At 61.6% G+C, this 13,849-nt stretch carries 9 protein-coding genes and 1 riboswitch; of the genes, 2 read left to right on the forward strand and 7 right to left on the reverse strand.

Annotated features, from left to right (window positions below; translation table 11 throughout):
• The first annotated feature begins 275 nt into the window (after positions 1–275).
• Together OKW20_RS00455 and OKW20_RS00460 are read left to right on the forward strand one after the other, a co-directional pair.
• Positions 276–2,114, forward strand: coding sequence for a HAMP domain-containing methyl-accepting chemotaxis protein (locus OKW20_RS00455; RefSeq protein WP_429169663.1), 1,839 nt, complete (start codon positions 276–278; stop codon positions 2,112–2,114).
• A 228-nt stretch (positions 2,115–2,342) separates the two neighbouring features.
• Positions 2,343–2,819, forward strand: coding sequence for a MarR family winged helix-turn-helix transcriptional regulator (locus OKW20_RS00460; RefSeq protein WP_043611481.1), 477 nt, complete (start codon positions 2,343–2,345; stop codon positions 2,817–2,819).
• Between the two features lie 94 nt (positions 2,820–2,913).
• Here OKW20_RS00460 and OKW20_RS00465 read toward each other — a convergent pair whose 3' ends face one another.
• The 7 genes from OKW20_RS00465 to OKW20_RS00495 all read right to left on the reverse strand — a co-directional run bounded on the left by OKW20_RS00465 (position 2,914) and on the right by OKW20_RS00495 (position 13,838).
• The gene (locus OKW20_RS00465) at positions 2,914–5,121 is read right to left on the reverse strand and encodes an esterase-like activity of phytase family protein (protein ID WP_429169665.1); all 2,208 of its coding nucleotides are present in this window, start codon (positions 5,119–5,121) and stop codon (positions 2,914–2,916) included.
• 67 nt (positions 5,122–5,188) lie between these two features.
• Positions 5,189–6,103, reverse strand: coding sequence for a DMT family transporter (locus tag OKW20_RS00470; RefSeq protein ID WP_429169666.1), 915 nt, complete (start codon positions 6,101–6,103; stop codon positions 5,189–5,191).
• Positions 6,104–6,190: 87 nt separating this feature from the next.
• Positions 6,191–6,373, reverse strand: a riboswitch (FMN riboswitch).
• A gap of 123 nt (positions 6,374–6,496) precedes the next feature.
• On the reverse strand, positions 6,497–6,772 hold the full coding sequence (gene hupB / locus OKW20_RS00475) for a DNA-binding protein HupB (protein ID WP_034803616.1): 276 nt from the start codon (positions 6,770–6,772) through the stop codon (positions 6,497–6,499).
• A 220-nt stretch (positions 6,773–6,992) separates the two neighbouring features.
• Positions 6,993–9,413 carry an endopeptidase La gene (gene lon / locus OKW20_RS00480; RefSeq protein WP_043611479.1) on the reverse strand — a complete coding sequence of 807 codons (2,421 nt, stop codon included), beginning with the start codon at positions 9,411–9,413 and terminating at the stop codon, positions 6,993–6,995.
• Between the two features lie 384 nt (positions 9,414–9,797).
• On the reverse strand, positions 9,798–11,075 hold the full coding sequence (clpX, locus tag OKW20_RS00485) for an ATP-dependent Clp protease ATP-binding subunit ClpX (protein WP_043611478.1): 1,278 nt from the start codon (positions 11,073–11,075) through the stop codon (positions 9,798–9,800).
• Between the two features lie 283 nt (positions 11,076–11,358).
• Positions 11,359–11,991, reverse strand: coding sequence for an ATP-dependent Clp protease proteolytic subunit (locus OKW20_RS00490; protein ID WP_034803630.1), 633 nt, complete (start codon positions 11,989–11,991; stop codon positions 11,359–11,361).
• Between the two features lie 287 nt (positions 11,992–12,278).
• Positions 12,279–13,838, reverse strand: a complete 1,560-nt coding sequence (locus OKW20_RS00495) for a phospholipase D family protein (RefSeq protein ID WP_429169668.1) — start codon at positions 13,836–13,838, stop codon at positions 12,279–12,281.
• Positions 13,839–13,849: the final 11 nt, after the last annotated feature.

The raw sequence follows: 13,849 nt of genomic DNA on the forward strand, positions 1-13,849 counted from the left end.
AAAGGCAACGCTAATACAGATGCGGCCGGCGGCAATAGTTAACATCGTCCACTCCAGACATCGCGGCACTACCTGCAAATATCAGATTATACTCACTTTAATCGATTAGGGCTTTTGTAACATCTTGTTCGATAGGTTTGCCCCGGCTGCGTTTCACGCGCGGCCAGGCACCGGAATGATTCCTGCTTCGGCTATCCGCTCCGTCATGACGATCAAGAGCCGGAATGACTTAATTCAAGTACAGTTTTACGGACGGCCGTCCTTCCGGGGGTACCATGTCACGGCTCAAGATTTCCCACACGCTTATTGCCCTTTTCCTCGTGGTTGCCGTTATCGTCTCGGCACTTGCCGTTTCATCGCTCGGCGGCATCAAGATGATGAACGAGCGCAACAACGAGATCGCCACCACCTGGCTGCCGCGCGTCTCGCTTTCCCGCGCGCTCGAAACGCAGCTTTCCGATACCCGCATGGCGTTTGCCCGCCATCTGATTTCCCTGACCCCGTTTGAAAAGAAGGCGGCGGAGAAGGTCATTGGCGAGACCGTCGCAGGCTTCAACAAGCTCGCCGACGAATATTCGAGCCTGATGGTCACCGATGCCGACAAGGCGGGGCTCGACAATGTCCGGACCGCCTATCAGGCCTATCTCTCGGTCGCCGAAGGCATGGTCAAGCTCTCCAACAACCTCGAGAACATGAAGGCGCAGAGCGTCTTCAAGGTCGAGATGCGCGAGACAGAAGGTAAGGTCGACGAAGCGATTAAGGAAATGCGCGCGCTGAACCTCGCCGGTGCAGATGCCGCCGTTGCCGCAAGTTCGGCGACGCATGACCAGATCCGCATGATCGAGATCGGCGTCATCGCCCTTGCCGCCGTCATCGTGCTCGGCGCCATCCTCTATGCCGTGCGCGGCATTGCCCGCCCGATCCAGATCATCACCCGATCGATGGCACGCCTTGCCGAGGGCGACACCGACAGCAGCATCCCCTATGGCGCCCGCAAGGACGAAATCGGCGAGATGGCCCGTGCAGTCGAGGTCTTCCGCCAGGCTGCGATCGCCAATCAGCATCTCGAAGCCGACGCCCAGACGCAGCGCGCCAAGGCGGAAGCCGAGCGCCTGCGCGTGACGGAAGAAGCGGAAGCAGCAGCCCAGCGCCGCCTCCAGGAAGCAACCGCTGGCCTTGCCACCGGCCTGCGCCGCCTTGCCTCGGGCGATCTCGCCTTCCAGCTCAACGAACCCTTCTCGCCCGATTTCGAGCAGCTGCGTCACGATCTGAACCAGGCCGTCGCCCAGCTCGCCGACACGCTTGCCGCCGTCTCGTCAGCCTCGGGCAGCATCGACAGCGGTGCCCGCGAAGTCAGCCAGAGCGCCGACGATCTGTCGCGACGGACGGAGCAACAGGCGGCCTCGCTGGAAGAGACCGCAGCCGCGCTCGACCAGATCACCGTCAATGTCGGCAATTCGTCGAAGCGCACCCACGAGGCCCGCACCGTTGCCGGCCAGGCCAACGAAAGCGCCCGCAAGTCCGGCGCGATCGTCTCGGGTGCTGTCGACGCCATGGGCCGCATCGAGCATTCGTCGAGCCAGATCTCCAACATCATCGGCGTGATCGACGAGATCGCTTTCCAGACCAACCTGCTGGCTCTCAACGCCGGCGTCGAAGCTGCCCGCGCCGGTGATGCCGGCAAGGGCTTCGCCGTCGTCGCCCAGGAAGTGCGCGAGCTTGCCCAGCGCTCGGCCAACGCGGCCAAGGAGATCAAGGATCTGATCCGCAACTCCGCCGTCGAGGTCGAAAGCGGTGTCCGGCTCGTGCGCGAAACCGGCGAAGCTTTGCGCACGATCGAAGGCTTCATCGTCACGATCAACCAGCACATGGACGCGATCGCCGTCTCGGCGCAGGAACAGTCCGCCGGGCTTTCCGAAGTCAACACGGCCGTCAACCAGATGGACCAGGTCACCCAGCAGAACGCGGCAATGGTCGAGGAAGCCAACGCGGCAAGCGCCCAGCTTGCCCAGGAAGCCGGCCGTCTGCGCGAGCTGATCGCACGCTTTACGCTCGGCGAGGCCGGTGGTCACGGTTACGCCCAGTCGACCGGCGCATCGCGTTGGGCCGCCTGATCGCGACCCGAGGCGACGCGCAAGTCGTGTGACGCGCAAACGGTCGCCGATCGCGAGAATTTCTTGCCGAACAAAGTGAAACGGCCGCCAGAAATGGCGGCCGTTTCTTTGTCGGCGACGGAGTTACCGTGAAACGCCGGAGGTTTGTGTCGACAAATGCGGCAATTATAACTATCACTAATGTTACTGCCATTTCACATGGCACCTCATGAAATTCCAGCGACGATCATGAAGAAGACATTCGAAGTATCCGATAGACTGTTCGAGCTTTACCACCGGGTTCACCGGCTGGTGAACGAATCGATGACCGAGGAAGGCGTGTCGCTGGCGCGCAGCAAGTTCCTCTTCTTCCTCAGCAAGCTCGGCCCCTGTCGCTCGACCGACATCGCCTGTGCGCTGAACTTCGCGCCGCGCACGGTCACCGAAGCGATCGACGGCCTGGAGCGTGACCGCCTGGTCATGCGCAAGCCCGATCCCGAGGACCGGCGCGCCAAGATCGTCTCGATCACCGAAACCGGCCGCATCGTTCTGGAAGCCGCCGAACATCCCCGCAAGCAACTGCTCGAGGAAATCTTCTCCGCACTCGACGATGAAGAACTCGACGCTCTCTACGACATCGTCGGCAAGCTGGTCGATCGGACGGACGAGATCCGCAAGCGCAAGGATGAGGCCGAAGAGGCAGCGCAGGTCGCGATCGCCCGCTAGGCGCAGGCCGCCTTTCGCAAATCACCGGTGCCGAAACAGAAAGAGGCCGGGACGTCATGTCCCGGCCTCTCCCGTTTTCTCCGGGCGGTAACGCTTACATCGCGTTGATGGCGCCAATGGAGAAGAACAGGGTTTCGCCGGAGGAGTCGTCGACGCCGTCATTGTCGGTGACGACATAGCCGTTGCCAGCGGCATCAACGGTGAAGCCTTCGACCTTGTCGACGACGTAGCCGTTCAGCGCCTTCAGTTCCGGAATGAGGTCACGAACCTCTTCCTTCTTGACGACAGGCAGTTCACCGCCAAGGGCAGCCGGCTTCAGTTCCGACAGCGCAACGCGATAGATTTTCTTGAGCTTGGCAGCCTGGCCGATCAGGTTGTCGCGCTCGATGATGTAGGCGTAGTCGCCGTGGACGGAGATTTCCGACAGGCCGACCCAGCCGTCACCGGCCTTTTCCAGCGGGTAGCGCACCGCACCCCATTCTTCGCTCTTCGGGTTGTAGGAGACGAGCTTGACGAAGCCCTTTTCGTCATCCTTCCACTCGCGCTGAACAGCCATCCATAGCGTCTGCTCGTCGCCTTCGCCGACAACGGTGATGCCCTCGAAGCCGAAGCGGGTTTCGCCGGCGCGCAGCGCTTCCGGCAGGGCGATTTCCTTCTTGATCTCGCCCTTCTTGTTCACGTGGAAGATCGCGTGGCTGTAGAGCTTGTCGGAGTTGCCTTCCGACGCGAGCCAGAAGCCCCCTTCCCCGTCATTGGCGATGCCTTCGATGTCGAGCTTCTGAGCCGGTGCGCCGTCACGGGTGATGGCGAGCGCTTCGGTGATCAACGCCGGCTTCTGGGTCGCGTCGATCGTGAAGATCGTCGGCTGCGACGAGTAGACCGAATCATTGACGGCGCGCAGGAAGCCGGGCTTGTCGGCGACGGCAACGAGACCGGAGAGCGCACCGAAGCCGATCGGCAGGCCGTCCTTCTCGGCGGAGCGGATCTGCGGATAGGCTGCTTCGCCCTCGGCACGCTCATAGATCATGACGTGCGAGCGTGCGCCGCCATCCTCGACGAGATCGACTTCGTTTGCGGTCGCAAAGAGATTGCGCGACGGGATCGCGACGGCGCCTTCCGGCGAAATGCCCGACGGCAGAAGCTGCAGCAGTTCGGGCTCGGCGCCCGTGTCCTTGTAGACGCCGACGATCGAAGCGCGCTCGGCCAGCACGAAGAACAGGTTGTCGTCGCCGAACTTCGCCGCTTCCAGGCCCTCGGGCTCGACGCCCTTGGCCGAAGAGCGCTTCTCGGGATAGTGGCCGATGGCGGCAACTGCATGCTCGAAGCTGGCGCCCGCCTCATAGAGAACCTTGCCGGTCGTGTCGAAGATGGTGAAGCCACGCGCGCCGCCTTCATAATCACCTTCGTTGGCGACGACGATGCGGTTGTCGTCGAGCCACTTCACGGCGTCAGGCTCGCGCTTGCGGCCCGGCTGCTCGTCCTTGAAGGCGATCGCGCCGTTACGCTTGGTGTCGATGTTCTTGAGGTCGACCGTGCCGGCGGAGAAGTGCGTCTTCACGGTCCCGGTCTTGCCGTCGATAATGACGATGTGATTGTTTTCCTGCAGGGTCAGCGCGATCTCGTCCTTGCCGTTGAAGGAAACGAATTCCGGCTCCGGATCTTCACCGGCGATTTCAGCAAGACCGGTCAGCGTCACGCGCTTCAGCGAACCGCAATCGGCAACACCATCCTTCAGCGACAGGATAACGAGGTCGCCGGCCGGCATCTGCGGGATCTTGCCATCGTTCAGCTCTTCATCGCGCTCGTTTTCGATCGCAATGGCAGCAAGCGTGCGGTCCTTGTTGACGGTGATCGAATCCGGCTGGCCGCCGAGATCACAGGTCGCATCGACTTTCTTCGACGCCAGATCGACGATCGCCAGAAGCCCCGACGGCTTGACGAAGCTCTCGCGCGTGTTGACCGCGACGAGTGCCTTTGCACCGGCGATGGTGACGGAGGTCGGCTCGCCGTCAAAGGAAACCGTGCCGGCTGCCTTGGGCGCCTTGGCATCGGTGATGTCGATCAGGCCGACGCGCTTGCCCGGGCTGTCGGAATAGACGAGCAGATTGCCGTCTTCGCTGGCCGCGATGATTTCGGCGGATGTCGGCGCCTTGCGCGCATCGCCTTCCGGCAAATTATCGGCAACAGCAAAGGATGCAATGCGGTTGAAGACGGGCTCGGCCGCCGCAGGAAATGCTGCGGAGGCAAGAAGAACGGCCGCGAGCGCGGTCACGCGCGAAGTGATGGTCATGAAATCCCCCATGTGCGAACACTGAAAACATGGGGGTTCTGCGCGATGCCGATGACAGCCGAATGACAACGCTCGGGTTTTACACCGTTCCGGTTGCGGGAGCGGTGCGCTCGCGCCGCATTTCGTTGCGCATGATGAACAGCGAAGCGCCAAGGATCAGCACCGCGCCGACCCAAAGATACCCCGTCGGCGCGTAACCGAAAACCAGCCAGCCGGCAAAGACGTTGAGCGGCAGCTTCAGGTCGTCGAAGGGCTGCACATAGGCGGCGTCGGCCACCGTATAGGCGAGCGTCAGAAGATACTGCGCGACGACGGTCAGGATCCCGGCAAGCAGCAGGAAGCCGAGCGCTGCGCCATCGGGCACGGTGAAACCGGCCGAAAGCGCGATGGCGCCGTTGATCGGCGTCAGAAGCACAAGCAGCCAGACGGTGATCGTTTCGGGGCGCTCAAGACTGGTGAGGCTCTTGGTGATGAGCGACGAAGCCCCCCACAAAAGCGCCGAGAGGATCGGCAGAAGGGCGGCCCAGCTGAAACTGTCCGACCAGGGTTCGAGAATGATCATCGCCCCCGCGAAGCCAACCGCGGTTGCTGCCCAGCGCGCCGCGCCGACACGTTCGCCGAGAAACAGGCGGGCGCCGAGGATGATGAAGAACGGCGAGGTCATGACCAGAGCGATCGCCTGCCAGATCGGCACGTGCGCTAGCCCCGAGACCCAGGCCCCGACCCCGAAGGCGGCCAGCACCACGCGCACGACGTGGCGCCAGGGATAGTCGGTGCGCATGGCCGACAGCCCGGCGCGTCGCAGAAACGGCAGCGAGAAGAGGAAGGCGAAGGCATATTGCCAGAACGCCATGGCGGTGGCCGGGAAACCGAGCTTCATCGTCAGCCATTGGGTGACGACATTGAGGCCGGCAAAGGCGATCCCGGCCAGAACCATGAAGCCGGCTCCGGCCATGGCGCGCGAGGAGGAAAAACCGAGGGAAGTCTGATTCATGTCATGCACCCTGAATGCGGACCAAACACAAATCAGGACGCATGAGCGCACGACACGACGCCGGGCATCCCTGCCCTTCGTGCCGGCGACCATTCTCTTTCATCCGGACTATGACCGTCGGCTCCGGAGTTACACCGGATCTGCTGACCCTCCCCCCAAAAATCGAGGAGAGGCGCTCGCGGGCTTGGGCCAACTTCGCGCGCCTTCAAGACGCTGCGCTCTCATGCCCTTACCGCCGGTGGGGACTTTCACCCCGCCCTGAGAATGGGCAAGCCCTAGAGCAAATGGCGGGTACCCGCAAGGGCTGCCCCAAAATGCGAAAGGGTCCGGCTTGCGCCGAACCCTCGAATACCTGGACTGCCGGCCTCGTGTCCGGCCGCCAAGCAAATCTCATCAGCCGTTGACGGCATCCTTCAGGCCCTTGCCGGCCGTGAACTTCGGCACGTTGCGTGCCGGGATGTCAACTTCCGCACCCGTGGACGGGTTACGACCCTTCGAGGCTTCGCGGCGCGAAACCGAGAAGTTGCCGAAGCCGACCAGGCGAATGTCGCCGCCGTTCTTCAGCTCAGCCTGGATGGTCTCGAAAACTGCATCAACTGCAGAAGATGCGTCGGTCTTGGAAAGTCCGGCCTTCTCAGCAACGGCAGACACGAGCTCATTTTTGTTCATGTTTCCACCCCTTTCAGATTGGTTCGAAACGACTGTGTTTTAAGGCGCGGCGGCTTGCGCTTCGCCCGCGTCTTGCCTTTCCCAATTGCGCCTAATCCCTTGGAATGCAAGGCTTGCAGGGCGCTTTTACAACAAAAAAGACCGGCCAATGGCCGGTCTTCCCAATTTTTCTGCAAAATGAGCGCCGCGCGAGCCAGCGGCGCCCTTTTTCGAGCACCCGTCAGTGGGCGATCGAAGAGCCTGCTTCGTCCTGCGAATCAACCGGTGCAACGGTTGCCGGCTCGTTTGCCGGGTCCCATTCGATCGGTTCCGGCATGCGCACCAGAGCGTGTTCGAGCACTTCGCCCATCCGCGAAACCGGGATGATTTCGAGCGCGTTCTTCACGTTGTCCGGGATCTCGGCGAGATCCTTGGCGTTCTCTTCCGGGATCAGCACCTTCTTGATGCCACCCCGAAGCGCTGCCAGGAGCTTCTCCTTCAGACCGCCGATCGGCAGCACGCGGCCGCGCAGCGTGATCTCGCCGGTCATGGCGACATCCTTGGAGATCGGGATACCGGTCATGATCGACACGATCGTGGTTGCCATGGCGACACCGGCCGACGGGCCATCCTTCGGCGTCGCACCTTCCGGCACGTGCACGTGGATGTCACGCTTGTCGAACAGCGGCGGCTCGATGCCGAAGTCGATCGCGCGCGAGCGGACATAGGACGCCGCTGCCGAAATCGATTCCTTCATCACGTCGCGCAGGTTGCCGGTGACGGTCATGCGGCCCTTGCCGGGCATCATGACGCCTTCGATCGTCAGCAGCTCGCCGCCGACCTCGGTCCATGCGAGACCGGTGACAACACCGATCTGGTCGTCACGTTCGGCTTCGCCGTGGCGGAAGCGCGGAACGCCCAGATAGTCGTTGATGTTGGCAGCGGTCACTTCGACTTTCTTGGCCTTGCCCTTGATGATCTCGGTCACGGCCTTGCGGGCGAGCTTCATCAGCTCGCGCTCGAAGTTACGCACACCGGCTTCGCGGGTGTAGGTCTGGATGACCGCCATCAGTGCGCCGTCGGTGACCGAGAACTCCTTCGGCTGCAGCGCGTGGTCGCGGATCGCCTTCGGCAGCAGGTGCCGCTTGGCGATTTCCAGCTTTTCCTCTTCGGTGTAGCCGGCGATGCGGATCACTTCCATGCGGTCCATCAACGGCGCCGGGATATTCAACGTGTTGGCGGTGGTGATGAACATCACGTTGGACAGGTCGTATTCGACTTCCAGGTAGTGGTCCATGAAGGTCGAGTTCTGTTCCGGATCCAGCACCTCGAGCAGCGCCGACGACGGATCGCCGCGGAAGTCCTGGCCCATCTTGTCGATTTCGTCGAGCAGGAACAGCGGGTTGGACCGCTTCGCCTTCTTCATCGACTGGACGACCTTGCCCGGCATGGAGCCGATATAGGTGCGGCGGTGGCCACGGATTTCGGCTTCGTCACGAACACCGCCGAGTGCCATGCGCACGTATTCGCGGCCGGTCGCCTTGGCGATCGACTTGGCGAGCGAGGTCTTGCCGACGCCCGGAGGGCCGACGAGGCACAGGATCGGGCCCTTGATCTTGGTCGAACGGGCCTGCACGGCGAGATACTCGACGATGCGTTCCTTGACCTTGTCGAGGCCGAAGTGATCGACGTTGAGCACTTCCTCGGCATGGTTCAGGTCGGTCTTGATCTTCGACTTCTTGCCCCAGGGCAGACCGAGCAGCCAATCCAGGTAGTTGCGAACGACGGTGGCTTCTGCCGACATCGGGCTCATCTGGCGCAGCTTCTTCAGCTCCGCGTCAGCCTTTTCGCGCGCTTCCTTGGAAAGCTTGGTCTTGGCGATACGCTCTTCAATCTCGGCCATCTCGTCGCGGCCGTCTTCGCCGTCGCCGAGTTCCTTCTGGATCGCCTTCATCTGTTCGTTGAGGTAGTATTCGCGCTGGGTCTTCTCCATCTGGCGCTTGACGCGCGAGCGGATGCGCTTTTCCACCTGCAGGACGGAGATCTCGCCTTCCATGAAGCCGAGCGCCTTTTCCAGGCGCATCTTCACGCTGGTGGTCTCCAGCATTTCCTGCTTTTCGACGATCTTGATCGAAAGGTGCGAAGCCACCGTATCGGCCAGCTTCGAATAGTCCTCGATCTGGCTGGCGACACCGACGACCTCGGGGGAGATCTTCTTGTTGAGCTTCACGTAGCTTTCGAACTCGGAGACGACCGAGCGGCTGAGCGCCTCGATCTCGACCGGGTCTTCCTCCGGCTCGCTCAGCGTGTGCGCGGCAGCTTCGTAGAATTCTTCGCGCGGCGTGTAGCCGTCGATCTTGGCGCGCGCGCGGCCTTCGACCAGCACCTTGACGGTGCCGTCGGGCAGCTTCAGCAGTTGCAGGACGTTGGCGATGGTGCCGACTTCGTAGATCGCGGACGGTTCCGGATCGTCGTCGGTGGCGTTGATCTGGGTGGCAAGCATGATCTGCTTGTCGGTGCCCATGACTTCCTCAAGCGCACGGATCGACTTTTCGCGGCCGACGAAAAGCGGCACGATCATGTGCGGGAAGACTACGATGTCGCGGAGCGGCAGGACCGGGTAGGTCGCGCTTTCAGTCGCCGGTGACGTTTTGTTCGTCATGTCATTTCCTTTCCGTCCCGATTTCGGGCCCGTTTCCGGGAGCCCTACAGGCACTCCCGGCTGTCATATTTTCCACATGAAAGTGGAGTGCAACCGCGTCCATTTCAAGGCTCGACGCAGACATCCACAAACTGTGGCCGGGTCCTTCTGACTACGCATCAATGCTGTTGCGGACCTTGCGACGGACTACAAGCTCTTGGACCGCAACCATTAAGGTCCTTCATTGAATCGTCACATCATTGCGTTGTTTGCGGCACTTTAGCAACAATCGAATTGTGAAATCTGCGCCCCTGCGTTCGTGTCTCAACAGCTAAGTGTGAAGACATGAAGTAGACATGAAAAAGCCCGCACGAGGCGGGCTTCTCAATGGATATTTCAGGACGCTCAGGCCGAAACGTTGGTCTTTTCGTCCGACCGTTCCGAGTAGATGTAAAGCGGCCGGGCAGAGCCCTTGACCACCTCGTCGGAGATGACCACTTCACGCACGCCTTCGAGCGTCGGCAGCTCGAACATGGTGTCGAGCAGGATCTTTTCCATGATGGAGCGAAGGCCACGGGCACCCGTCTTGCGCACGATCGCCCGGCGGGCAATCTCGCGAAGCGCGTCCTCGTGGAAGGTCAATTCCACGTCTTCCATCTCGAACAGGCGCTGGTACTGCTTGATCAGAGCGTTCTTCGGCTCGGACAGGATCTGGATCAGCGCATCTTCATCGAGATCTTCGAGCGTCGCCAGAACCGGCAGACGACCGATGAATTCCGGGATCAGGCCGAACTTGACGAGATCTTCCGGCTCCAGTTCGCGCAGAACTTCGCCGACACGGCGATCTTCCGGCGAGCGGACCGTTGCGCCGAAGCCGATCGAGGTCTTCTCGCCACGGGCGGAGATGATCTTGTCGAGACCGGCAAAGGCGCCGCCGCAGATGAAGAGAATGTTGGTGGTGTCGACCTGCAGGAATTCCTGCTGCGGATGCTTGCGGCCGCCCTGCGGCGGTACCGAGGCAACCGTGCCTTCCATGATCTTCAGAAGCGCCTGCTGCACGCCCTCGCCCGATACGTCGCGCGTTATCGACGGATTGTCGGACTTGCGCGAAATCTTGTCGACTTCGTCGATATAGACGATGCCGCGCTGGGCGCGCTCGACGTTGTAGTCGGCCGCCTGGAGCAGCTTCAGGATGATGTTCTCGACGTCTTCACCGACGTAACCGGCTTCGGTCAGCGTCGTGGCGTCGGCCATGGTGAACGGCACGTCGATGATACGGGCGAGCGTCTGGGCGAGATAGGTCTTGCCGCAGCCGGTCGGGCCGACGAGCATGATGTTCGACTTCGCCAGCTCGACGTCGCTGCCCTTGGCGGCGTGCGCCAGGCGCTTGTAGTGGTTGTGAACGGCGACCGACAGGATGCGCTTGGCCTGCTGCTGACCGATGACGTATTCGTCCAGAACCTTGATGATTTCCTGAGGGGTCGGAACACCGTCGCGGGACTTGACCATCGAGGTCTTGTTCTCTTCGCGAATGATGTCCATGCACAGTTCGACGCATTCATCGCAGATGAATACGGTCGGTCCGGCAATCAGCTTGCGGACTTCGTGCTGGCTCTTGCCGCAGAACGAACAATAAAGTGTATTCTTCGAGTCACCGCCGTTGCTTCCGCTGACCTTGCTCATTTCGACTTCCTTCCAGCACGCCGGACACTTTCAAGATAAGTATCGCGGACCACTCAATTTGCCTTGCGCCTCAACCTCACGCAGGGCTTCCGGGAGTACTTGCCGCCCCTGGCGAAGACGCCCGACGCGGCCGCAACGACTCTCCCAACTCGAACCAACACTACGCCGTCAGATTCCAACATAGCATTAATGGTTCATATTACCGGCTTTACCCTGTCGATAAAGCCCTTGAGCCATTACAATTGTGTCACAATTACATCTATCCCGACACAAATGCGCGTTATCAGGCCTGCTCGCCGCCTTCGATTTCTTCGCGCGAGGTCAGCACCTTGTCAACGAGGCCCCAGCTCAGAGCTTCGTCCGCGTTCATGAAATGATCGCGATCGAGCGTCTGCTCGACTTCCTCGTAGGTGCGGCCGCAATGCTTGACGTAGACCTCGTTGAGGCGGCGCTTCATCTTCAGGATGTCCTTGGCGTGACGCTCGATATCCGAGGCCTGGCCCTGGAAACCGCCCGAAGGCTGGTGAACCATGATGCGCGCGTTCGGCGTGGCGAAACGCATGTCCTTGTGGCCGGCAGCCAGGAGCAGCGAACCCATCGAGGCGGCCTGACCGACGCAGAGCGTCGAAACGGCCGGCTTGATGAACTGCATCGTGTCGTAGATCGCCATGCCCGACGTGACGACGCCGCCCGGCGAATTGATGTAGAGCGCGATTTCCTTCTTCGGGTTTTCCGCCTCGAGGAAAAGAAGCTGGGCGCAGACGAGCGTTGCCATCTGATCTTCGACCGGGCCGGTCACGAAGATGATGCGCTCCTTCAGAAGGCGCGAAAAGATATCGTAGGAACGTTCACCGCGGTTGGTCTGTTCAACAACCATCGGCACCAGTGCCAGGGCGGTATCAACGGGATTTCTCATATCGAACCTTCATCAATCGGGTTCGCAAAACCTTTGCGAACCGGGAATCACGGGATTTACCTTCTGCTCCTACATAGAGTGTCAACACCCTGCACTTCAAGTCGCGAAGCTTCGATAAGCTTAATCGAAGGCACTGTTCGCCCCGAAGTTTGGCCGTCCTCCACACATGGTTGGCGATAGAGCATTTTTCGCGCAACGTCCTCGACCAAGACCGCACACCCAGACGCTGCGCACAGGGATCAACGATATCGGTAAACGAAGCGCAAATGAGGCAAGCAAGCCACGGGTCACAGCTGCGACTCGATCGGCAGAATGCGGATCAGCCCGGCGATCATGCGCCTTGTTAGGCTCGCATCCGGCTCATGGCGCACCAGCCGCTCGGAGCCATTGGCGCGATCGCGCCAGATGAGGCGTGATCCTTCGATGTCGACCCGGTAGCTGATTGCTGGCGAGGTTTCCTCCTCGAACATGGAAGCCAGTTCGCCGGCAAGTGCCGCATCCTGAAAGACCACGCCCATTTCCGTATTGAGCGAGGCTGAGCGCGGATCGAAGTTCATCGAGCCGACGAAACCGTTCAGGCCGTCGACCACGAAGGCCTTGCTGTGCAGGCTCGCATTGCGGCGTCCGAACAGCGTCATGCGGTGCCCCTCGGCAACATCGCCCTGCTCCTTCAACTCGAAGAGCGCGACGCCGGCCCGGATGAGCTTGCGGCGATATTTGACATAACCGCCGTGAACGGCGGCAACGTCGGTCGCCGCAAGCGAATTGGTAAGCACCGCGACGCGAGCGCCGCGCGAAACGATGGCGGCGAGCTCCCGTGTGCCGGCAACGCCGGGAATGAAGTAGGGCGAGATGATCCTCAGATCCCGCGTGGCAGCCTCGATCAGCGGAAAGAGCTCGCGCAACAGCCAGTTCTGGCGTCGCTGCATCAGCGCCTTTTCCGGCGGATCGGATGCCAGCCGGATATCGGAACTCCAGTGAAGCTGCCGCGTGCCATGGTAGATCTCGGCCTCCTCCGCCGCCTTGTCGATGCGTTCCAGATAGAACCGTCCCGCCGGCGTGCGGGCCAATCCGTCGACGGCCTCGCGGAGCGTGGGCAAATACTGCTTGCGCGGCGTGCGCAGCGCTGCGATCGGAAGCACGGAGGCACTGTTCCAGTAGCGGTCGAACATGGCCGACGCCTGATCCAGCACCGGCCCCACCATCCAGACATCGAGATCGCGAAAATTGGAGAGTTCGGCGGCATCGAAATAGGCGTCGCCGATGTTGCGGCCGCCGGCAATCGCAACGCGGCCGTCGGCCACCCAGAGTTTGTTGTGCATGCGGCGCGTGGCGCTGAAAGCGCGGATCGCCATTTCGAAGCCGCGGCGAAAGCGATCGGTGCGCGCCCGGCTCGGATTGAAGAGCCGCACGTCGATATGGGGGTGGGCGTCGAGCGCGATGCACATGCGGTCGTGGATGCCGGCATTGATGTCGTCAAGCAGCAGCCGGACGCGCACGCCGCGGTCCGCAGCCGCCAGGATCTCACGGGCAAGAAGAAGTCCGGTCAGGTCGCCCTTCCAGTAATAGTACTGCAGGTCGAGGCTGCGTCCGGCGCGCCGTGCCGCGTGCGCGCGCGCAACCAGGGCCTCGATATTGTCGGAAACCAGCGCCACGCCATTGGCACCCGCCTGGGCGTCAACGAGCGGCGCCAGATAACGGTCTAGCTCCGTGCCTGCATCGGCCAACGGAAGGGCGCTTGACGGCGGCCCGTGTGGGCGTCGGCCGAAGCGGCCGTAGATGTAAAGCACGGTCGCCACGAGCAGTCCGAGGATGGCGGCTACGGTGAACAGGACAGAGGACCACATCGAAAACTCGT

Origin of the sequence: Ensifer sp. LBL, assembly GCF_050435225.1 — a bacterium.
Classification (GTDB): Bacteria; Pseudomonadota; Alphaproteobacteria; order Rhizobiales; family Rhizobiaceae; genus Ensifer.

Coding starts and splice junctions, on each gene's coding strand:
- OKW20_RS00455 (WP_429169663.1), top strand. CDS start 276: ATGTCACGGCTCAAGATTTCCCACACGCTTATTGCCCTTTTCCTCGTG.
- OKW20_RS00460 (WP_043611481.1), top strand. CDS start 2,343: ATGAAGAAGACATTCGAAGTATCCGATAGACTGTTCGAGCTTTACCAC.
- OKW20_RS00465 (WP_429169665.1), bottom strand. CDS start 5,121: ATGGGGGATTTCATGACCATCACTTCGCGCGTGACCGCGCTCGCGGCC.
- OKW20_RS00470 (WP_429169666.1), bottom strand. CDS start 6,103: ATGAATCAGACTTCCCTCGGTTTTTCCTCCTCGCGCGCCATGGCCGGA.
- hupB (WP_034803616.1), bottom strand. CDS start 6,772: ATGAACAAAAATGAGCTCGTGTCTGCCGTTGCTGAGAAGGCCGGACTT.
- lon (WP_043611479.1), bottom strand. CDS start 9,413: ATGACGAACAAAACGTCACCGGCGACTGAAAGCGCGACCTACCCGGTC.
- clpX (WP_043611478.1), bottom strand. CDS start 11,075: ATGAGCAAGGTCAGCGGAAGCAACGGCGGTGACTCGAAGAATACACTT.
- OKW20_RS00490 (WP_034803630.1), bottom strand. CDS start 11,991: ATGAGAAATCCCGTTGATACCGCCCTGGCACTGGTGCCGATGGTTGTT.
- OKW20_RS00495 (WP_429169668.1), bottom strand. CDS start 13,838: ATGTGGTCCTCTGTCCTGTTCACCGTAGCCGCCATCCTCGGACTGCTC.